Origin of the sequence: Peribacillus butanolivorans (assembly GCF_001273755.1) — a bacterium.
Taxonomy (GTDB): Bacteria; Bacillota; Bacilli; order Bacillales; family DSM-1321; genus Peribacillus; species Peribacillus butanolivorans.
Genome location: NZ_LGYA01000001.1, coordinates 3,362,091 through 3,384,994 on the forward strand (window position 1 = coordinate 3,362,091; position 22,904 = coordinate 3,384,994).

At 38.9% G+C, this 22,904-nt stretch carries 19 protein-coding genes; 1 reads left to right on the plus strand and 18 read right to left on the minus strand.

The annotated features are described in order from the left end of the window. Window positions 1-17: 17 nt before the first annotated feature. From AKG34_RS15460 to AKG34_RS15480, 5 genes are all read right to left on the minus strand, one after another. Window positions 18-1,001 (minus strand): alpha-ketoacid dehydrogenase subunit beta, encoded by a 984-nt coding sequence (locus tag AKG34_RS15460; RefSeq protein ID WP_053346895.1) that lies wholly within the window; start codon window positions 999-1,001, stop codon window positions 18-20. Window positions 1,002-1,013: 12 nt separating this feature from the next. Beyond that, window positions 1,014-2,009 carry a thiamine pyrophosphate-dependent dehydrogenase E1 component subunit alpha gene (locus AKG34_RS15465; protein ID WP_053346896.1) on the minus strand — a complete coding sequence of 332 codons (996 nt, stop codon included), beginning with the start codon at window positions 2,007-2,009 and terminating at the stop codon, window positions 1,014-1,016. Between the two features lie 24 nt (window positions 2,010-2,033). Further along, entirely contained in the window at window positions 2,034-3,455 is a 1,422-nt protein-coding gene (lpdA, locus tag AKG34_RS15470; protein WP_053346897.1) for a dihydrolipoyl dehydrogenase, read from the minus strand. A gap of 130 nt (window positions 3,456-3,585) precedes the next feature. Next, complete coding sequence (gene bcd, locus AKG34_RS15475) at window positions 3,586-4,683, minus strand: branched-chain amino acid dehydrogenase (protein ID WP_053346898.1); 1,098 nt, start codon at window positions 4,681-4,683, stop codon at window positions 3,586-3,588. 360 nt (window positions 4,684-5,043) lie between these two features. Then, window positions 5,044-7,167, minus strand: coding sequence for a sigma-54 interaction domain-containing protein (locus AKG34_RS15480; RefSeq protein ID WP_180320466.1), 2,124 nt, complete (start codon window positions 7,165-7,167; stop codon window positions 5,044-5,046). Between the two features lie 145 nt (window positions 7,168-7,312). Here AKG34_RS15480 and AKG34_RS15485 point away from each other — a divergent pair, with 145 nt between their 5' ends. Next, on the plus strand, window positions 7,313-7,549 hold the full coding sequence (locus AKG34_RS15485) for a DUF2627 domain-containing protein (RefSeq protein WP_053346899.1): 237 nt from the start codon (window positions 7,313-7,315) through the stop codon (window positions 7,547-7,549). 51 nt (window positions 7,550-7,600) lie between these two features. On the opposite strand, the gene AKG34_RS15490 is transcribed toward AKG34_RS15485, so the two are convergent. From AKG34_RS15490 to nusB, 13 genes are all read right to left on the minus strand, one after another. Next, entirely contained in the window at window positions 7,601-8,329 is a 729-nt protein-coding gene (locus AKG34_RS15490; RefSeq protein ID WP_053346900.1) for a glycerophosphodiester phosphodiesterase, read from the minus strand. 91 nt (window positions 8,330-8,420) lie between these two features. After that, a complete protein-coding gene (locus AKG34_RS15495; RefSeq protein ID WP_053346901.1) occupies window positions 8,421-9,998 on the minus strand; it encodes a flagellar assembly protein A in 1,578 nt (525 codons plus the stop codon). A gap of 408 nt (window positions 9,999-10,406) precedes the next feature. Beyond that, the gene (gene spo0A / locus AKG34_RS15500; RefSeq protein ID WP_053346902.1) at window positions 10,407-11,198 is read right to left on the minus strand and encodes a sporulation transcription factor Spo0A; all 792 of its coding nucleotides are present in this window, start codon (window positions 11,196-11,198) and stop codon (window positions 10,407-10,409) included. Between the two features lie 351 nt (window positions 11,199-11,549). Beyond that, on the minus strand, window positions 11,550-12,842 hold the full coding sequence (spoIVB, locus tag AKG34_RS15505) for a SpoIVB peptidase (protein ID WP_053346903.1): 1,293 nt from the start codon (window positions 12,840-12,842) through the stop codon (window positions 11,550-11,552). 162 nt (window positions 12,843-13,004) lie between these two features. Continuing rightward, on the minus strand, window positions 13,005-14,720 hold the full coding sequence (recN, locus tag AKG34_RS15510) for a DNA repair protein RecN (RefSeq protein WP_053346904.1): 1,716 nt from the start codon (window positions 14,718-14,720) through the stop codon (window positions 13,005-13,007). A gap of 22 nt (window positions 14,721-14,742) precedes the next feature. Next, window positions 14,743-15,192, minus strand: coding sequence for a transcriptional regulator AhrC/ArgR (gene ahrC, locus AKG34_RS15515; RefSeq protein WP_053346905.1), 450 nt, complete (start codon window positions 15,190-15,192; stop codon window positions 14,743-14,745). Between the two features lie 360 nt (window positions 15,193-15,552). Further along, a complete protein-coding gene (locus AKG34_RS15520; protein WP_053346906.1) occupies window positions 15,553-16,380 on the minus strand; it encodes a TlyA family RNA methyltransferase in 828 nt (275 codons plus the stop codon). 4 nt (window positions 16,381-16,384) lie between these two features. Next, window positions 16,385-18,277 carry a 1-deoxy-D-xylulose-5-phosphate synthase gene (gene dxs / locus AKG34_RS15525; protein WP_053346907.1) on the minus strand — a complete coding sequence of 631 codons (1,893 nt, stop codon included), beginning with the start codon at window positions 18,275-18,277 and terminating at the stop codon, window positions 16,385-16,387. Between the two features lie 251 nt (window positions 18,278-18,528). Continuing rightward, on the minus strand, window positions 18,529-19,422 hold the full coding sequence (locus AKG34_RS15530) for a polyprenyl synthetase family protein (protein ID WP_053346908.1): 894 nt from the start codon (window positions 19,420-19,422) through the stop codon (window positions 18,529-18,531). Window position 19,423: 1 nt separating this feature from the next. Beyond that, window positions 19,424-19,657, minus strand: a complete 234-nt coding sequence (locus tag AKG34_RS15535; RefSeq protein WP_053346909.1) for an exodeoxyribonuclease VII small subunit — start codon at window positions 19,655-19,657, stop codon at window positions 19,424-19,426. Next, the gene (xseA, locus tag AKG34_RS15540; protein ID WP_053346910.1) at window positions 19,654-21,006 is read right to left on the minus strand and encodes an exodeoxyribonuclease VII large subunit; all 1,353 of its coding nucleotides are present in this window, start codon (window positions 21,004-21,006) and stop codon (window positions 19,654-19,656) included. The genes AKG34_RS15535 and xseA overlap by 4 nt, the downstream gene beginning before the upstream one ends. A 150-nt stretch (window positions 21,007-21,156) precedes the next feature. Continuing rightward, entirely contained in the window at window positions 21,157-22,032 is an 876-nt protein-coding gene (folD, locus tag AKG34_RS15545; RefSeq protein ID WP_053346911.1) for a bifunctional methylenetetrahydrofolate dehydrogenase/methenyltetrahydrofolate cyclohydrolase FolD, read from the minus strand. Between the two features lie 73 nt (window positions 22,033-22,105). Beyond that, on the minus strand, window positions 22,106-22,495 hold the full coding sequence (gene nusB, locus AKG34_RS15550; protein WP_053346912.1) for a transcription antitermination factor NusB: 390 nt from the start codon (window positions 22,493-22,495) through the stop codon (window positions 22,106-22,108). Window positions 22,496-22,904: the final 409 nt, after the last annotated feature.

Below are 22,904 nucleotides of genomic sequence, written 5' to 3' on the forward strand. Positions count from 1 at the left end.
CTCCTACTTATCAGTCATTAAAACTCAGCCAGTTCTCTCATCGCTTTTTCCACTTTATCTGGATTCACCATAAAATGTTTTTCCATCGTAGGAGCATATGGCATGGCAGGAATATCAGGACCGGCTAACCGTTTAATCGGAGCATCCAAATCAAATAGGCAATGTTCGGCAATGATGGCTGCGACCTCACTCATAATGCTTCCTTCTTTATTATCCTCTGTAACCAGTAAGACTTTCCCCGTTCTAGAAGCCGCTTCAATGATAGCTTCCTTATCTAATGGGTACACGGTTCGCAAGTCCAGAATATGAGCAGATATACCATCTGCAGCTAATTTTTCTGCTGCCTGGAGTGCAAAATGCACACAAAGACCATAGGATATGACCGTGATGTCTTCCCCTTCTCTTTTCACATCGGCCTTGCCGATTGGAAGTACATAATCTTCAGTTGGTACCTCACCTTTAATCAAGCGGTAAGCGCGTTTATGTTCAAAGAAAAGCACTGGATCTTCATCTCGAATGGCTGCTTTAAGCAACCCTTTTACATCATAGGGAGTGGAGGGCATGACAATTTTCAAGCCCGGTTGATTTGCAAAGAGAGCTTCAACAGATTGCGAATGATATAGGGCTCCATGAATCCCTCCCCCATAAGGTGCACGTATGACGATAGGACAGCTCCAATCATTATTAGAACGGTATCTAATTTTGGCCGCTTCTGAGACAATTTGGTTTACAGCCGGCATGATAAAATCAGCAAATTGCATTTCAGCTATCGGCCGAAGACCATACATAGCGGCTCCAATTCCAACTCCTGCAATTGCTGATTCAGCTAGGGGAGTATCAATAACTCTGGCTTCACCAAATTGGTCGTATAATCCATTAGTAGCTTTGAAGACCCCACCTTTTTTCCCTACATCTTCTCCCAGTACAAACACACGAGAATCTCTTTCCATCTCTTCCCTCATTGCCATTGTAACGGCATCTATATAAGAAATCACTGGCATTCTATTACCCCCTTACTTTTGTGCATACACATGATTCATAGCACTTTCAGCCTTCGGATATGGAGCATTTTCGGCATAGTCAGTTGCTTCGTTGACTATTATCATCACTTCATCATTCATTTGTTTTTCAAGCGCATCATCCATAATTCCTGTTTCCTTTAAATACGCTCCAAAGGTCTTGATGGAATCCTTTGTCTTCGCTTCTGCCACTTCGTCCGCAGTTCGATAGCTACGGTCATCATCATCACTTGAATGAGGGGTGAGCCTATACGAAACCGTTTCAATCAAAGTGGGTCCCTCGCCCCTGCGAGCACGGTCAGTCGCTTCTTTCACCGCTTCGTATACTTCTAATGGGTCATTCCCGTCGACAGTTATTCCAGGCATACCATAGCCAATCGCCCGATCCGAAACATTTTCACAGGAGAGTTGTTTCTCAATAGGAACAGAAATCGCATATTTATTATTTTCACACATAAAGATTACCGGAAGCTTGTGCACACCTGCAAAATTTGCTCCTTCATGAAAATCTCCCTGATTGGATGAACCCTCTCCAAATGTGACGAATGTAACTAGATCCTTCCCTTCCATCTTCCCGGCAAGGGCAATTCCTACTGCATGGGGAACCTGTGTCGTTACAGGAGAAGACCCAGTGACAATCCGGTTTTTCTTCTGGCCAAAATGACCTGGCATTTGCCGTCCACCAGAATTGGGATCTTCCTCTTTTGCAAATCCTGAAAGCATCAAGTCCTTTGCGGTCATTCCAAATGTCAGAACCACTCCAACATCTCGGTAATAGGGTAATACATAGTCCTTTTGACGATCCAATGCAAACGCAGCCCCAACCTGAGCTGCCTCCTGTCCCTGACAAGAAATTACAAAGGGGATTTTCCCGGAACGGTTCAACAGCCACATCCGCTCATCAATCCTACGGGACAAAAGCATTGTCCGGTACATATCTAAAACTGTTTCCTCATTTAAGCCTAATTGTTCATGACGTTTTTCTACCATCATAAAACCTCCTGACCTTATTCTTTATGAATGAATGGCAAGCCCATCGACTGCTAGCGCTGCCTCGCCGATTGCTTCAGAAAGACTTGGATGTGGATGAATCGTTTTTGCTACTTCCCAAGGTGTCGCATCTAGTACTTTTGCAAGACCTGCTTCAGAAATCATATCGGTTACATGAGGTCCAATCATGTGAACGCCTAAGATATCATTCGTTTTTTTGTCTGCAATGATTTTGACAAAACCATCTGCTTCACCGAAAACGAGGGCCTTACCCACTGCCCTGAACGGAAACTTTCCGGTTTTAAGGTCATAGCCTTCCTTTTTTGCCTGTTCTTCTGTCAAACCGACACTTGCAGCTTCGGGACTTGAATATACACATTTTGAAATAAGCGAATAATCTATACGCTCAGGTTTATTGCCTGTCATATGTTCAACAGCTGTAATACCTTCATGGGAGGCAACATGTGCCAACTGCAAACCACCGATACAATCACCGATTGCATAGATATGTGTTTCTTTAGTTTGGAAGAACTCATTGGTTTCAATAAAACCTTTTTCTTTCACTATTTCTGTATTTTCAAGGCCGATTCCTTCAACATTTGCCGATCTGCCTACGGAAACCAGCATTTTTTCAGCTGTGAATTCCTCGGTGGTTCCATTTATTTCAGCAGAAATAGATACCGAACCTTCTATTTTCAGCGTTTCCGATAATACCTTAGCCCCTGTAACAAACTTGACACCTTTTTTCGTTAGAAGACGAAGCATTTCATTTGAAATCTCATGGTCTTCAGTCGGGATGATTCTATCTGCATATTCCAGAACCGTTACTTCCACACCAAAATCATTCAGCATCGAGGCCCATTCAATACCAATCACACCCCCGCCTACAATAATAATTGATTTTGGCAAGCTCTCTAGCTTTAGTGCTTCATCAGACGTAAGTACAAATTCTCCATCAATAGGTAAACCGGGTAATGTCTTCGGGCGTGAACCGGTAGCAATGATGATGTTCTGAGGGATAAGCATTTCATTTTCACTACCATTATTCATTTCTACGGAAATCGTTCCGGGCATCGGTGAAAATATAGATGGACCAAGTATACGCCCTAAGCCTTCATAAACCGTTATCTTCCCTTGTTTCATTAAGTGTTGAACCCCTCTATAAAGTTGATCAACAATTTTATTTTTTCTGTCCTGCACCTTAAGGAAATCTACATTTACATCCCCGGTGACAATACCAAATTCCTCACTTTTCACTGCAGTTTGATAAACTTCTGCACTTCTTAAAAGCGCTTTTGAAGGGATACAGCCTTTATGTAGACACGTCCCGCCGAGTTTGCCTTTCTCCACGACAGCCGTTTTCAAACCTAATTGAGCAGCCCTAATTGCTGCCACATACCCGCCTGTTCCTCCGCCTAGGATAACAAGGTCAAATTCTTCAGCCAAAACCACTCCTCCTCACTATTAAACAGTTGTTACCGTTTTTACTTGCCCTATGTTTATTACGTTATCAATGTTGAAAATTCCTGTGTTTATCAAAAAAAAACACAGGAATCTATATCTTTTACAACTTAAATCATCTTCGTCCATTTAAGATATGCTTTTCATTTTGTAGAAATTGACTCCGTGAATTCCGCATACGTTCAATGCGCTCCTCTGCCATCCTATCAGCTGCTTTATAGGTTGGGATATTATCACGTTTTGCAATCTCAATGACTCGTTCAATGGTATCATAAACCGTTTCCACTTTCTTAAGAGCTCTTTCCCGGTTATACCCTAAAAGCTCATCAGCCACATTTATGACTCCACCTGCATTAATTACATAATCAGGAGCATACACAATACCTTTTTCATGTATTTGGTCACCATGAACAGGTTCTTTTAACTGATTATTAGCTGCACCTGCAATGACCTTAGCTTTGATTTGATTAATCGTTTGATCGTTTATTACAGCACCTAATGCACAAGGTGCATAAATATCACATTGAACACCATAAATTTCATCAGGATTTACGGCAGTTGCACCAAAGGATTCGACTGCTCTGGCTACACTCTCTTTATTAATATCCGTAACGATCAGCTTAGCGCCCTCCTCATGAAGGTGACGGCATAAGTTATAAGCTACATTCCCGACACCTTGGACTGCAACCACCTTGCCTTCTAGAGAATCAGTGCCGAATGCTTCTTTTGCTGCAGCTTTCATACCCCGATATACTCCGTAAGCAGTCACAGGTGAAGGGTTACCTGAAGAACCGAATGCAGGGGAGATACCTGTCACGAAGTCTGTTTCTTCGTGAATGAGATCCATATCTTCAACCGTTGTTCCAACATCTTCAGCTGTTATATAACGACCATTCAATCCTTGGATATATCTGCCGAATGCACGGAACATTTCTTCATTTTTATCCTTGCGTGGATCGCCGATGATGACCGTTTTTCCTCCGCCTAAATTTAAGCCAGCGGCTGCGTTCTTATAAGTCATTCCTTTTGAAAGCCTTAAAGCATCTTCTATGGCTTCTTCTTCTGTAGCATACGTCCACATCCGCGTGCCTCCAAGAGCAGGCCCTAAAGTCGTATCATGAATAGCAATAATCGCTTTTAATCCAGATTGTTTATCCTGACAGAAAAGAAGTTGTTCGTAATCATATTTTTCAAGATATTTAAAAATTTCCATAAAAGAATCCTCCCTAGATGTTTTTATTAAGTGACAGATAAGAGAGGCTGACAATTACTCCTCATTCTTACTGGGTTACTTCGTTCATGCAAATAATATCCGCTAATTTCATGATATTTTTCCCTTTGGAGAATGGTTCCCAGAAGAAACCCATGTACTATTCAATATGCAAATTACATGCCAATAAAAGGTATCTTTTTAACTAAAAACGAATAATTCCGGTTAATACGCGGCCAATAATAACCTTTACATAATTTTTAAATATTTCATGTTAGAAGTTGATCCAATTTACATTAGAATATTTTCTAAAATCATACGCAAATTATTTCACACAACGCAATATTTTGCACGCAAATAACTTCACAGTTCTAACTTTTCCATCTTGTAATATAAATTTCTTACTGAAATTCCAAGGGCCCTAGCTGTAAGTGTTTTATTTCCCTTGTGAGTATTTATCGCTTGCTGAATAATTTCGGCTTCATACTGATCTATTATTTCCGAGAGCGGTTTCCCCGATACGTAGGCAGAAGGTTTTGTCACGACTTTATCCTGTTTTAATGGAATCGCCTCGATAAAATCCGGAATATGCTGTATATCTATAATTGTCTCATTTAATTTCATAAAGATAATCGCTCGCCCTAAAATATTTTCCAGCTCTCTTACGTTTCCTGGCCAATTATAGATTTGCATTTTATGGATGGCTGCTTCGGTAATCCCTTCAATACTCCGTCCGTATTCTTGATTGATTTTATTAATTAAATGCTCCGCTAATTCTCGCATATCTTCTTTTCGTTTTCGTAATGGGGTAATGAGAATGGGCATGCGATTTAACCGGAAATATAGGTCTTCCCGGAATAATCCATTACCAATGGCTTGTTCAAGATTAATATTGGTAGCAGCTATTACCCGGACATTGATTGGAATAGGCTTTGTTCCACCAACTCTGATGATTTCTTGTTCCTGCAATACTCGAAGTAATTTTGCCTGAATGTTAGCTGGTAATTCACCAATTTCATCCAAAAATATACTTCCTTGATTTGCCTCTTCAAAATAACCGATTTTCCCGCCTCTTATCGCACCGGTAAAGGCTCCTTCCTCATAACCAAACAGTTCACTTTCAAGTAATGATTCAGAAATTGCCGCACAGTTTACACGTACAAACTTATTAAATTTCCTATCGCTCGCATTATGGATAGCATGGGCAAACAACTCCTTGCCTGTCCCTGATTCCCCTCTCAACAAAACAGTGGCGGGGGTTCTTGCAGATAATTTCGCCTGTTCAACCGGAAGCTTCATTTCTTCAGAAGCTCCAATTATATCATCAAAGGAGTATTTGGCCTGCAAAGTCCTAATAATTTGACGTGCTCGATTCAATTCGTGAGTTAAAGATTGAATTTCTGAAACATCATGTATGACCCCAACACTCCCTTTTAGACGTCCGTCTACAATAATCGGAGCAACATTAACAATTACTTCCTTATGCTTTGGACCGACACGCATATTGACACCACGAACCGGCTTTTTTGTTTGAAGCACCTTCATATGCATACTTTCACCTTCATAAATATCTATAGAAGCCGGCTTTCCAATCACCTGATTCTTTGTTAAACCAGTAAGTCTTGTGTATGCCGGATTGATCAAAAGCCCCCTTCCTTGATCATCAACGACAGATATAGCTTCATCACTTGAGTGAATAATCGCTTCAAGCATCGTCTGAATCTCTTTTAAATCAGTAATCTGTTCAGCTAATTGTACCGCTTCCGTTTTATCCTTAAACATAGAAAATGCCCCTATAATTTCTTCCTCTGCATTCATTAAAGGGATTCTTGTCGTGATGAAATCCATCCCATTCTCGAGGGTGATCCGTCGATTTTCTTCCCTCTGTTTAGTTTCCATCACTCTCAGTAATCCACTTGAAGGGATGATATCTTTAATATGCTTACCAATCACTAATTCACGCTTTGTATTTGATACTCGTTCCGCACTATCGTTAAACATTATGACATATCCATTGTGATCGATGACTATCATTCCGTCATTGGTTGTATTAAGTATTAAGTCCATTTTTGCTGAAGCATTCTCCAATTTATTTATAAGACGATTTTTCTCTTCAAATAGGTTGGTAAGAATATGAGCGACGATTCCTGGGATGAGTATCGTTTGATCATCCATATCTTTTTTTATCTTATTAAAGACAGACGGATTTCCTGTTGTATCAATAATAATGTCTAAGCCTTTATCTAGCGCACTGCTCCAATTTGAAACAGTAGAAATCCCTCGTTCTTTTGCAGCAAGTATTCCTTCAGCAGCTTCGTTCGTATCTGCCATACAAACAATTGAGAATTCTTCGATTTCCGAAAGGAGCTTCAACACCGTTGTCCCCCCTACTCCTCCTCCTACTATCATGACTTTTTGCATTTTCATTCCCCCTTTTTGTTTTGCTATTTTTTTCTCAATTTTTATTATCTCTGCAATTTTTTTCATACTATATACCCTCATTTTACCATATTAGTATCGACTAAAAATAGTCACCATCTTCCAGGCTTTTTCTTAGTTCCCGAAACTTGACAAATTTCTTATATCCTTTATCATTTTTTAAAGACGGAATTTTTGGAAGGGATTTGACTGCATGAAACGTTTAATCGCTTTTTTAGTTCTTTTTATTCCTGGTGCCTTCGCTGCCTATGGTATAAAAATAATGCGGGACATGGTCTTTGGTATTTTACAGCCCCCCTACCCAGTCCTTTGGCTACAATTTTTAATTGGGCTGCTTATCACAATTGGTGGGATAGCCTTTATAGCAGGATTCGTTCTTCATCGGGATCGGAAACAAAATAAGGTACAAAGCAGGTTTAATAAATTTTAAAACGTAAAAGAAGGTGCCATGAATGAATCATGGACACCTTCTTTCTTACCTCTATTCAAATTCTTCTCTGACTCGCTTCGCTATCTCAGGAAAATCGGTGATGATGGCGCTGCATCTCAAGCTGTATAATCGTTTCATATCTGATTCTTTATTAATGGTATATGGTCGTACAGGAACACCCGCACACATCGACGATTGAATGATGATATCAGGGGCAACTCTGATATTTGGATGAATAGCGCTTCCTCCTATTGCCTTGGCATAAATCCACGGCATAAACAGACCATCTCGGTAAAGCGGTGCCGTTTCTATTTCAGGTGCCAGTTGATGACAATTAACTAAACTATAATGATTAAAAGAAGAAATAATTATCCTCTCTTCCAATTCGTAGCTACGAATGAGCCTAATGACTTTCTCTTCTAACCCCGGATATAGAAAGAGGGTATTTTTCAATTCAATAATGCATAAAAGCTGATTATTCTTTAGCCATATCAATAATTCCTCAAGCGTAGGAATTCTCTCATTACCCATTTTCCCTTTATAACTATTGGACGCTTTAAAAGTTTTTAACTCCATTAAAGTCCGGTCCTTCACAAACCCAGAGGCATTCGTTGTTCGATTAAGCTTTTCATCGTGAATAATGACTACTTCACCATCTTTCGAGAGCTGAACATCCGTTTCAATACCATCCGCCCCAACTCGGGCAGCTTCTTTGAAAGCCGACATCGTATTTTCCGGATGGGTTCCTGATGATCCTCGATGAGCAAAGATTAAGGTCATAATGAAATCTGCCCCTCTCCCTAAAATCGCTATATTCCCAATTTTATGAAAAGAAACAGAAATTTATTTCACTACGGTTATTTAATAGAAACTAATCGAAATGCAGGTAATTATTTTCTGCATAAAAAGTTCCTTTTGTAAGTTCATTTAATTTTTTTTCCAAACTTTTAATTTGTAATCGGGTATCAGGAAAGGCCATTTGACCAATGGTAATTTCCCCGTCTCCTTTTGATTCGAGTGTATCCATTAATGACTTTCGTTTTTCATCTAATTGAAAAATTTCAGCCGTCAAGCTTTCAAGTTGGCTCCTTGTTTGTTCATATTGATAATTTTGTGCTAAATTCAATTGACCTACAAACATATCATATACTTCCAGCTTTTCCTTTACTAATTCGAGGTTTTGAATTTTGGATTTGTATAGAAGTAATGTTTTATTCAATTCCTCTTTTAAGATTTCGCGGTTAAATCCTTGTACATTAATTATCGTTTTACGTTCCATTCGATTACCAATGACTGCCGCTCTCACTTTTCCATGTGCTTCAATTACCCCGCCGATTAACTTTCCTTTTTTTTCATCTGTGAAGATATTTTTTGCTTTCAGAAAACTTCCCAACGAATAAGAACCAATATGTATATTTTCACCAGCGATTATATGGCATTCATTGGCATGCTTTACAAAGATGTTTCTTCCAGCAGAAATTTTCGACACACCCTTACCAAAAATGCCTCCTTTAATGAATACATCACCCACTTTTGACTTGATTTCTTTAACATTACTTACCCCAAGCTCACTTAAAATAGAAATATCCTTGGTTGCTGTTACTGAAAAATTATCAATAATCGTTCCTTTTACGGTCACACTTCCATCAAATTCGATATTCCCTGTTTCAATACCTACATCTCCCTCAATAACTAGGTGATCACCAACAGCAATCTTTCCCTCTCTAAATTCCACAACTCCATTAATTAATGCTCTCAGAATAATCTTTCCATTTTCTTCAATAGCAGCAACTGTTGTTCGATCATAAAGTAGTTTCTTATTCTTCCCTTTATCAGCCAATGCAAATTCTCCTGTTATGCTCCTTCCCATCTTTCCAGTTGTTGGCGGGACTTTTTCTCCTAACCAATCACCGCTTTTTACTTCATCGAGAAAACTCATATCATAATAATCGACTTTTCCATCTTCTCGAACCGCTGGTTTTCTTTCCGATCGTTTGTAATAGGTAACCACCGCATCCTTACCGTGGACCGGTTCTGTTCCCTTAGCGATAACTATTGAATCTTTGATTCTAAGCCCAGTTTGTAATATATGCATTAAAATCCCTTCTGAAATATTCTCCCTTTGAAGCTCCTTTAAAATATTGTTCATAATTACTGAATAATTCTCTTTCAGATACTCTTTAGAACAATTAAGTTTGACACTAGCTGACATTTTATCTTCAGCTATATCCAACTTTATGGTCGGTTTTTGTTTTCCAATTTGATTTTTCGCTCCACTTGCTTGTGCAAGGGCATCCTTTAAGTCATTAAAATTCTCTAGTAGGATTTGTGGAAATTTAATTAAAATAGGATTTAAATGCAGAATGGAAAAACCTTTTTGAAAAACAGTAATATAAATCATATCATTTTCCAATTCTAATACAAAATACTCATTTATCTCATATATCATATATTTCCCCTTTGCGAATATAATTATATATACCTAATTATAATCTAAAAATTGAGAGAAAAAATAAAAACATACATATTTTCACTAACTAATAATTCAGATAGTAAATGAAGAGGAAGATGTTACTGTCTCTGATTACTTCCTAGGAGCCTTTAAAAACCCCAAACAAAAACGCCTTTTATTTATTGGATTCTTCCTGTAAAATCCAATAAATAAAAGGCGCTTAATTTTTGTAATCGGCAGCGTTAAAAATAATGAAGTTGCTGATTAGAAAAAATCACAAAGCAACTTCTTCATGTCTGCTTATCATCTAGGCGGAGAATTACTATATATATTTAGCGGCTCTAGCCTTTATATGGTCAATTGTTAAATATTAAATCTCAACAATCGGTTCTCCCCCTACCCCTGTCAAGAAGCTTTATGCTCAAGACGAAGCTTATCAGCAACCATTGCAATGAACTCGGAATTCGTAGGTTTTGCCTTAGTCATGCTAACGGTATAACCGAATAAAGATGAAATTGATTCAATATTTCCCCTGCTCCAAGCCACTTCAATCGCATGTCGGATGGCACGTTCAACACGGCTGGCGGTTGTATTGTATTTTTTTGCAATGTCCGGATATAGAACCTTTGTAATCGATCCTAATAGTTCAATATCGTTATACACCATTGAAATGGCTTCCCTTAAATATAAATAGCCTTTAATATGCGCAGGCACTCCAATTTCGTGAATTATGCTTGTGATGCTAGCATCCAGGTTTTTCGGCTTTGATTCATTTTGAGGACGATAACTAAACTGACTATGATTTTTCAATACAGCCTGTCCTTTGCCGCTCACCTGACGAATATGATTGGCAAGATTCTCCATATCAAATGGCTTTAGAATAAAGTAAGACGCACCCAAATCAACAGCTTTTTTCGTAACATCTTCTTGACCAAATGCAGTAAGCATAATTACATTAGGCATTGCACCCCGTTTTACTTCACGAAGTTTTTCAAGTACACCTAACCCATCTAAATGAGGCGTGATAATATCGAGAATCAAAATATCCGGATCTACGTTCTCTAACATACCCAGGCAATCTTGACCGTTATGTGCAACCCCAATTACTTCCATGTCCTCCTGTGCTGAAATGTATTCTTCCAGAAGGCCAACAAGTTCTCTATTATCGTCTACAACGCACACCTTAATTTTTTTCACGCTTGATTTCCTCCTCAACTACAATTGGTCTTTTTTTCTATATGACTAAATTCTATTGTAATTGAACTTTTCGACAATGGAAACTAAATTCCTTTTATTTTTGAAAAAATATAAGGAATTCAATATTATTCTCCGGATATCTCTTGTTTTCGACTTCGTTTGCTATTCGAATAAACAGATTGTCGAAAAATCTTCATTTTGTTATCATTTTATCACATCAATTCAAAAAAACCTCAATTTTTGAAGAAATCATTTTTAAACCTGATTATTTTCCTTATAAAATGAAGATAGAATGGTCCGACATTGCCCATTTAATTAAAAAGGGGGCATCCAAATGGATACCCAGACTCTTCAGCTTGCCTTTTCATAATTATCTTTGTCGTATATATTGATACCGGCTTCGTTTAACATCCATTCGATATGGACACCATACCCACTTGTAGGATCATTAACAAATACATGGGTAACTGCACCGATTAATTTCCCATTTTGTATGATAGGACTGCCGCTCATACCTTGAACGATCCCACCCGTTTTTTGAAGCAATTCTTTATCTGTCACTTTTAAAACCATTCCTTTAATTGCAGGGAACTTTTGTGGAATAGAACTGACTATTTCCACATCAAATTCCTCTACTTTAGAACCATCCACTACAGTAAGAATTTTTGCTGGTCCTTCCTTCACTTCGTGGGAAAGGGTTATTGGAAGGGCATTGTCCCTAATTCCATTTTTGAAATCTTGATTTAACTTCCCGAAAATCCCAAAGGGACTATTGCGATTAATATTTCCTATTTTTTCTTTGTTAGAAGAAAAACGTGCTAATTTTTCTCCTGGGTCACCATTGCTTCCCTTTTCGATGGACGTAACAGTCGATTGAACAATCTGTCCATCCTTTACAACAATCGGCTTTTTTGTATCCATATCCGAGATGACATGCCCCAGTGCTCCATATTTTTTCGAATCGGGGTGATAAAACGTCATCGTCCCAATTCCAGCCGCTGAATCGCGGATATACAAGCCCAATTTGTAAGTTCCTTCATTCTTATCCTTTAGAGGCAGGAGTATACTGTGAAGCACTTTGTTATCACGGTTGATAACAATATTTAACGCTTCTCCCTTTTCACCTGCCTGCTGAACAAAAGGGGTTACATCCCCCATCTTCTTTATCGTCTGACCATTGATTTCTGTTATAATATCACCGATTTCAATTTTCGCTTTTTCTCCTGGTGATTTTTTTCCTTGCTCAGTATCAATTAGATGATGACCTACAACGAGAACCCCGAGAGTATTAAGCTTTACTCCAATAGATTGGCCTCCAGGCATAACTTTAAAGTCTTTTAACACCCTAATATCGACCTTTTTAGCAGGCAAGCCTGCTACATCAAGTAATACCTCATTTGTACCTGGTTTCTCAGCACCAAGCGTGATTGAAGCTTGCTCATCATGAAGCGAAATCCCATCACTGGATTCCAAAACTTTTGCAGAAACGGGTAATGATTTGGAAATACTATATTGACTTCCTTCAAATAGTACAAGATGATTTGGAATTAAAAAATATTCACGAGATGGCTGGTATAACCCTAATGTTAATAGCGAAACAAGGAGAATTCCACCGATGATTCTGTTAATCCATACAAATTTCAATCCATTCACTCTCCTCGCTCTCTGACACTTTATGGCTACACCTTTAATTTAGCCTTCATGACAGTCATTTATAACAGAAGCACAAAATAAAAGCTATCCGTTTTTGGATAGCTTTACAATGAATGCTTATGATTAGTTGCAAGTACTCTTATCAAGACCGTTTCAAGACGTAATTTTCAGCCTTTTGGCTAGCTGAATTAATTCATTGGCATGTTGCTTCGTTAAATCCGTAATTTCGACACCGGAGATCATCCTGCCAATTTCTTTTATTTTTTCACTTTCTATAAGAGGCTTCACCGAAGTATTGGTTCGTCCTGCTCTAACATTTTTTGCAATAAATAAATGGGTATCTGCCATTGCCGCGACCTGTGGTAAATGTGAAATACAAAGTACCTGGGAACCCGTTGCCACTTTATAGATTTTTTCAGCAATAGATTGTGCAACCCTGCCGCTTACACCTGTGTCCACCTCATCGAATATAATGGAAGTAATGCCTTGATGTTTGGAGAAAATACTTTTCAAAGCCAACATAATCCTAGATAACTCTCCACCAGAAGCAATTTTCGAAAGAGGTTTTAACGGCTCTCCTGGATTGGTGGATATATAAAACTCCATGGAATCCAGACCCGACTGATTAATTCCCCTGTCTGATAACTCATCGAAAGTATAAGCTGTTTGAAGAAAATGCGGTTCGAAAATTGTTTTTTCCATGTATAAATCTTTTAATTCCTGATGTATTTTCTTTGTTAACTGCTGTGCGAATGTTTGCCGAAGTTCAGACAGGTTTTTTGCTTCAACAATTAAATCAGCTTTAATCGATTTTATTTCTTTTTCAAGCTTCGCTATATGGGTTTCCCGATTTTGAAGCTTTTCGACTTCTTCCTCAATCCCAGCACCATACTCCAATATTTCCTCGATGGTCCGTCCGTATTTACGTTTTAATTGATTTATTTCATTAAGGCGACTTTCAATAAATTCGACTCGTTCTGTATCATAATCCAAAGAATCTAACTGATCTCGGATGGTCGAGACCGCTTCTTCGAGAAGGAAGTAGCTATTTGAAACAGTTTCCGAGCTATTTTTTAAACCCTCATCGAGACCCGCTGCTTCTTCTAGGTTATTCATGGCCACGGATAGCCAATCAATTGCATGTTGCTCTCCATTTAAAGCATTATAGCTGGTTTGCAGCGCTTCATGAATTTTTTCGAAATTATTAATTTTTTTCCGTTCTTCCATCAATTCTTCATCTTCGCGTAGTTTCAAATCCGCTTTCTGAATTTCATCGAGTTGAAACTGGATTAAATCGAGACGATGAACCATTTGCTGTTCATTTTGACTTAAACTATTCAGTTGTTTAGAAGCTGTTTCATACCGTTTAAATAACTTTTGATATTCGGCAAGAGCTGAAGCAACTTTTTCACCGCCGAACTGGTCAAGCAAAGGAAGGTGGAGTCGTTCATCCATTAATTCCTGATGTTCATGCTGACCATGTATATCTATCAAAGTCCGTCCTATCTCACGTAAAATTGCAATCGTTACGAGCTTTCCATTTACCCGGCAGACGCTCTTGCCACTGAGTGAGATATCTCTACGAAGGATAGCCATCCCATCATTCATATCCAAGCCAAATTCTTCAGCCTTGGCAAAGACCGGATGTTTGTCATCATCAATTTGAAAGAGCCCTTCTATTTCGGCCTTCGACTCACCATGTCGAATGAACTCTGCCGAACCACGGCCACCAACCAATAAATGAACGGCATCTATGATAATGGATTTCCCTGCCCCTGTTTCGCCGGTCAATACAGTCAGGCCTTTTTCAAATGAAACAGACAAGCTGTCAATGATCGCAAAATTCCTAATCGAAAGTTCTGTTAACAAACTAGGTCACCTCACAAAATTATTAGAGCATGTCCAAGAATTTGCCGGAAATGATCTTCGCATCTTCCTCAGAACGGCAGATAATTAAACATGTGTCATCGCCGCCGATTGTTCCGAGTATTTCTTGCCAATTTAAATTATCAATTAATGCACAGATTGCCTGGGCATTTCCCGGGAGCATTTTCATAACAAGCAAATTATTTGCCGCATCAATGCGAACAAAAGCATCAATCAGCATTCTCTTTAATTTTTGAAGTGGATTGAAGCGTTGGTCGGCTGGTAAGCTGTATTTATACCTTCCGTCTGTTAACGGGACCTTAACAAGGTGGAGCTCTTTAATATCCCTTGATACAGTAGCCTGAGTAACATTGTATCCAGCAATTTTCAGTTCTTCAACTAGCTCATCTTGAGTCTCAATATCGTTATTCGTAATAATTTCCCTGATTTTTATATGTCGTTGTCCCTTATTCATAAGTAGAAGCACCTCTTCTCGACTGTTGCTAATTTAATTTAGTAAATAACCATTATATAAGCGTTTAAGCATGCTGCCAAGCAGGCGTTGCTTACGCATTATAAACACATCTATCTTGCCTTTAACAACGTCCCTTGCGTACAAATTTGATGCTATAGGATGTTGCTAATATTAATGTTATCGGATTTTTATGCAATTGTACAACTTTTTCTCAAAAATACATAACATGTCTATATTTTGTTCTTAAATTTTTTATTGTAAACTCCCTCTATAATTCGAGGGCCTTTTGCCTCTCAATTCCTAGAGTGAAAAAGCTCCTTCAGCCAACCATTCAGCTAAAGGAGCCATACATAGTTCTATTTATTCTTTTTTAAACTGGGCATGTGCTTCTCCAACTATGTCATCAACCGTTTTTGAGAGCATTAGGTCTCCATCTACTTTCGACCCTTCCCAATATAAATGAAGCAAAAATTCAATATTTCCATCGCCACCTGTAATCGGAGAAAAGGAGGCATCCTTAATATCGTAGCCTTCTTTTTTTGCAAAAGAAATTATTTTATTTAACACTTCTTTATGGATTTTGGGTTCACGAACAATCCCCTTTTTGCCGACTTGATCCTTCCCAGCTTCAAATTGCGGTTTAACTAGGGCTACAACGTCGCTTTTGGGTACAAGCAAGGTCTTTAGAACCGGTAAAATTAACGTGAGCGAGATAAAAGAAACATCAATGCTTGCAAAGTCTGGCATCTTCCCATCGAGATCGGCTGGAGTGACGTACCGGAAATTGGTCCGTTCCATTACTTTAACCCTCTCATCCTGTCTAAGCTTCCAAGCTAGTTGATTATACCCTACATCAAGCGCATAAGACATGACGGCACCATTTTGTAAAGCACAATCAGTAAAGCCTCCAGTAGATGAACCGATATCAAGGAGAACTTTTCCATTCACATGTAAATCGAATTCTTTTAATGCCTTCTCTAGTTTGAGGCCACCTCTTGAAACGTAAGGCATTACTTTCCCTTTAATCGTTAATTCAAGATCAACCGGTACTTTTTCCCCCGGCTTTTCGTATCTCTCTTCATTTGCATAGACAAGACCTGCCATAACCATACGCTTAGCTTTTTCACGCGTTTCAGCTAAGCCTTGTTCTACTAGTAATACATCTAATCTTTCTTTCATTACTTTCATATTGTCAGGCCCTTTTTTCTTTTTTGGGTGTAATCATTTTAATCTTTTTCATAGCTGTCTTAGTCGTTAAACCTATTTCTTCAAGTAGCTCGTCAACACTTCCATGTTCAATGAAATAATCAGGGATCCCCATTCGGTCAATAATCGCACCATAAAATCCTTGATCATGAGCATATTCAAGTACAGAACTACCAAAGCCACCTTGAAGGACAGCTTCTTCTATTGTTAAGATAGGCATTTTCTCACCCAGAAGGCGACTTAGCATTTTTACATCCAGTGGCTTTATGAACCTAGCATTAATCACCTTTACAGAATAATCCTCTTTCTCCAGAAGTGCTGCAGCTTCAAGTGCCATAGGAATCGTTGTCCCGAACGTTAAAATGGCGGCATCTGTTCCTTCTTTCAGGACTTCCCATGAACCGATAGGAATCTGCTGTAATTCTGTATCCATTACAACTCCCCAACCATTTCCACGCGGGAAGCGCATAGCAATCGGACCATCATTATAGTTTAAAGCCGTATTTACCATATGCTGACCTTCATTTTCGTCTTTTGGCATCATCAAAACCATATTCGGAATATGGCGTAAGAACGCAATATCGAAAACGCCTTGATGTGTTTCACCATCGGAACCGACAAGGCCGGCCCTATCAATTCCTATAAAGACATTCAAATTCTGGCGGCAGATATCATGTACCACCTGGTCATATGCTCTTTGTAAGAAGGTTGAGTAAATCGCCAAAAATGGTTTCATTTTCTGCGTTGCCAATCCAGCAGCAAAAGTTGCCGCATGCTGCTCGGCAATCCCCACATCATAAAAACGTTCCGGAAATTCCTCAGAAAACCCTACCAATTTCGAACCTACAGGCATCGCAGGTGTAATCGCGACTATTCGTTCATCTTCGCGTGCAAGTCTGCTTACAGTATCACTTACAAGTGCACTCCAAGCAGGACCTTTACTAGGGGATTTAACGAAATCACCTGTTTCAATCTTGTATGGACCTGTCCCATGCCAATTCCCTGTTGTATCCAACTCAGCGGGAGAATACCCCTTACCTTTTTTCGTGATGACATGTAACAGGACTGGTCCTTTTGTTTTCTTGGCATACCTTAAATTCTCTAACAGTTCTTCATAATTATGACCATCCACTGGTCCAAGATATGTGAAACCTAGTTCTTCAAAAAAGATCCCTGAGACCAATAAATACTTCATACTGTCCTTCAAGCGTTCAGCAGTAGCTGCAAGTTTCCCGCCAACTGCAGGGATTTTTTTCAAAAGCAGTTCCAACTCGTCTTTTGCCCAATTATATTTACCTGCTGTCCGTAATCTTCCCAATATCGTGTGTAAAGCACCGACATTAGGTGCAATTGACATTTCGTTATCATTTAAGATTACAATCATGTCCTTTTTTTCATCACCGATGTGATTCAAGGCTTCAAGTGCCATTCCCCCTGTAAGCGCTCCATCACCAATTACAGGTAAAATAAAACTTTTCTCTCCCTTAATATCACGAGCAGCTGCCATTCCCATAGCAGCTGAAAGGGAAGTAGAACTGTGTCCGGTTTCCCAAACATCATGAGGGCTTTCAATCATTTTAGGAAACCCGCAAAGACCTTTATACTTCTTTAAAGTATCAAACTCTCCAGCTCTTCCAGTCAGGATTTTATGAACATATGATTGATGTCCTACATCCCATAATATTTTATCCTTCGGGCTATCGAATTCTTTATGCAACGCTATTGTCAATTCGACTACGCCTAAATTGGGTCCAATATGCCCACCGGTTACCGATAATTTTTCTACAAGAAACTTACGAATTTCTACACTTAATTCGACAAGCTCTTCATTATTCATATTCTTCAAAAAAGAAGGGTCTTTTATAGATAGAAGATCCAAACTGGACCACTCACTTTCTGTCATTTTCGGTTGTAAGCATAAACAAAGCCTCAAAAAAGAGTGCTATTTAGAAGACTTGACCGAAAAATTCGTTATAAGGTAAAAATAGCCGCCAACACCCAGGTGATTTCGGCGGCTTATTTTTACCTATTTTATCACGTATCTTAACTAAAAAATTCATCTTTATCTTTACATATTTTTGCACAATGAGTATACCATAAAACCTCATTTGATAACAAATTTAGCCACACTCAATGGTCACGGGTCGCAATTAAATCGGTTAGTTCGTTTAATAAACTTGTTTGTAAATTTGTTTTTCCTAAAGCGCTATGGGCAAGTTTAATATGATAATCCAACTTCTCCTTTGCCCCATCAAGCGTAAGTAAAGAAGGATATGTGCTTTTATGATTGCCTTCATCGCTGCCAACTGGCTTGCCAATTAACTCTACTGATCCTTCAATATCCAGAATATCATCCCGAATTTGAAAAGCAAGTCCTAGATGGTAAGCAAAATCACGTAAATGCTGGTGCTGTTCGTTATTTGCTCCAGCTAATATGGCACCTGAAATGATACTTGCGGTCAATAGCTTCCCCGTTTTATGTTCATGAATATATTCCAATTCTTTAAGGGTCAACTGTTTACTTTCACCTTCCATATCGGCAACTTGACCTCCAACCATCCCTTCAGCGCCAGCAGATTTAGCAATTTCACTTACTAAGTTTAACTTCATTTCCGCAGTCACCTCAGGATCAATCATATCCGTCACCAATTGAAAACTGTAAGTAAGCAAGGCATCCCCTGCCAGGACAGCTACCGCCTCACCGAAGACTTTATGATTCGTAGGTTTTCCACGTCGAAGATCATCGTCATCCATCGCTGGAAGGTCATCATGAATCAAGGAATATGTATGAATCATTTCAATGGCCGCCGCTGCAGGGATTCCTGTCTTTAAATTTTTTCCGAACGCATCTAAAACCGCAAAAACCAATAAAGGACGAATCCGTTTACCTCCTGCTTCCAATGAATAAGTCATCGCTTCTTTGACAACAGCTGGAGCTTCAAGCTTATTTACATATTCAACGATTTCTCTCTCTATTACAGCTTTATATTCTTTTGAAAACGTTTCAAAGGACGCCGTACTCATATTATTCTTCCTCCTGTACAGCGAAGGTTTCAAGTTCCCCATCTTCGCGTAAAATTTGAGTCAATTGTTCTTCAACAGTCTTCAACTTCGAATGACAAAGTCGAGATAAATCCATCCCTTGTTTATATATGGAAATTGCTTTTTCGAGAGGCACGTCCCCTTCTTCCAACTGCTCAACAATTTTTTCGAGATTCTCCATTGCTTCTTCAAATGTAACTTCTTGTTTCTTTGTCATGGTTCAATTCGCTCCTTTATTTCTTTAATTTCACATTCAAGGGTTCCATCTTTTATTGAAACAGCTATCTTATCCCCTTTGGATACTTGCTGTGTACTTTTTATTAATGTTTCATCCTCAGCGAAAACCAGCCCATAGCCCCGTTCCATAATCTTTAATGGACTGAGGGCAGACAAAGTTGCAGTGATATGAACAAACTGCTGTGACTTTTGACGATAAATGGCTTCCATGGCCCGACGTAATGCTTTTTCTTGCTGATGCAAATCATCTTTTGAATTTTTCACAGCCTGTTCAGGATGCTGCTTTTTCAGAATATCGGTCACCTGATTTAGCTCATCCCTCTTTTTCATGAAATACCGGGTACTTGTCTTCCCTAACCTGTCCAAAGTCTTGTCAAGCTGTTCGAGTTTCTGCTCATACATTTTGTGTGGATAGCGAAAGGCATAAGATCTTTCCATCCTAGTCAAGCGGGTACGCTCGAAATTCACCGTTTCCTGGATGGAACGCGTCAAACGATTCTTACGGTTCATCAGCCGTTCAAGTATTTCATTCAGATGAGGGACCGCAAGCTCCGCTGCCCCAGTAGGAGTCGGTGCCCGCATATCTGCTACAAAATCCGCAATTGTAAAATCTGTTTCGTGTCCAACAGCTGAAATAATTGGAATATCCGAATCATAAATGGATTCAGCTACTATCTCCTCATTAAAGGCCCAGAGCTCCTCAATGGAACCGCCGCCCCTTCCGACAATCAGTACATCACTTTCAGCCCTCGAGTTAGCCATCGTGATCGCCTGGGCAATCGATTTAGCGGCATTATTCCCTTGAACAAGAGCTGGATAAACGATGATTTTAGCAATTGGATAACGGCGCTTAATGGTTGTTAAAATATCCCTCAGTGCAGCACCTGTTGGAGATGTTATGACCCCTACAGATTTAGGGTATAGTGGAATCGTCTTCTTATGTTCTGCTAAAAACAAGCCTGCTGCTTCTAGCTTTTTCTTTAACTGTTCATATGCAAGATACAGGTCCCCAACACCATCAGGAGCCATGCTTTTCACATAAAGCTGATACTGTCCACTCGCTTCATATAATGAAATTTCGCCCTTCACAAGTACCTTCATCCCATTTTCGGGAAGGAATTTCATCCCTTTGTTATTTGCAGCAAACATAACGGAAAGCAAGCGAGCCTTCTCGTCTTTCAAAGTAAAGTACATATGGCCACTTGTATGTTGTTTGAAATTGGAAATTTCACCTTTTATGTATACATTTTGCAAATGAGGATCGGCATCAAACTTCCTTTTAATGTACTTCGTTAAAGCCGATACACTCAAATATTGTTGGTTGCTCATATAATGTCTCCTTCCGACAAGAATCGGATATAAGAAAGCTCACCTATAGGTTACACTTAAAACTTTCGTAAATCTATGAATAGAAAAAAAGCGGTCTCTCGTTATTATAAAACAAGAGGTCCGCTTCTTTAAAATAATTTAGCGATTTTTTTAACTTTTTAGTGCTTGTTTGTTCAAGTTAAGTGTTTTTTGAGCAGATTTGACTGTATTCTTCATTAGCATTGTGATGGTCATGGGACCAACCCCTTTAGGAACAGGAGTAATGTATGAAGCTTTATTTTTCACTTCTTCAAACGCAACATCGCCGCAAAGCTTCCCTTCATCATTCCTGTTCATTCCGACATCAATGACGACTGCACCTTCTTTAATATGGTCACTAGTAATTGTGTCTCTTTTTCCAACAGCTGCAACAACCACATCAGCCTGCTTCGTATAATAAGCAAGGTCCTTTGTTTTTGAATGACAGTAGGTAACTGTTGCATCCGCATTTAAAAACAGTTGTCCGGCCGGTTTGCCAACGATATTACTTCTCCCTACTATGACCACATGCTTACCTTCAAGCTCATAGCCAATATGCTCAAGCATAACCATTACCCCGTAAGGCGTACATGGTAAAAATGCATCCTGCCCTGTCATCATTAGACCAATATTAATCGGGTGGAATCCATCAACATCCTTTTCAGGGGAAATCGCTTCAATGATCGCTTTTTCCTGAATATGTCCAGGCAATGGTAGCTGCACCAAAATACCATGAATGCTATCATCCTGGTTTAATTCATCAATGTTCTGAATTAATTCCTCCTGAGTTAAATCTCCAGGCTTTTTAATCAATACAGAATGCATTCCTAAGTCCTCACAGGCTTTTTGCTTATTGCGCACATAGGTTTGTGAAGCTTGATTGTCACCGACTAAAATAACTGCCAAACCTGGTACAATATTTTTTTCACGTAATTGTTGAACTTCCTTACTGATTTCCTGTCTAACTGCCTCTGCAATTTCTTTACCATTAATGATTTGAGCTGACATGTGTAATATTTCCTCCCAAGTTAATTTTGCTAAAGAAATTGCTGAGATTACCCTTTTTTAAAGGGCAGCTGCTTTAACCGATTTTCACCTTAACCTTGGATAAAACGGCATTCACAAAGCTGCTCGATTGATCATCACCGAATTTCTTAGCAATTTCAATAGCTTCATTCATAGCAACACTTACAGGAACATCTTCACTGTGAACCATTTCATAAACCGCGATACGCAGTAAATTCCGATCAATGTTCGCTAATCTTTCCAACGTCCAGTTCTCTAAATTGTCCCTGATCATTCCATCAAGTTGTTCACGATTTTCCGTAATCCCAGTAACTAATTTTTTGAAATATTCATCAGTAGGAGCGCCATTCAGAACGCTTTCCATTGCTTCTTCTGCATCTGACTTGGCGATATCTATCTGATATAGTGCTTGAAGGGATTTTTCACGGGCTACTCTTCTTTTCATAATCTTACTCCTTTAACATCTACTATTATATATGAAAATGCTAGAACAAACGAACATTAAATAACTTTTTTTCGAAAATATTAAGATTTTTGCTGTTTTTTTTCAAGGTTTAGCTAAATTTCACTAATATTAAGGTCAAAAGACCCTCACTCACCTATTATTCATAACATTTTTTCCAAGGTGCTTTTAAGTTAAATTGAAAACCTTATATATGTTTAATTCACAACAGAGATGTATACATTTCGAAAGTGTCAAAAAGCTCTTGCCTAGCTTTCATGCTCATATTTCATCTTTTACACTCTAACAGAAATCACCCTTGAATTAAAGGGAAACTTCCAGACACCGCCTTATTATGTTCATTTAACGTAATATTATAAGCAGGCTTTTTATACGAACGTAATCGATGGGG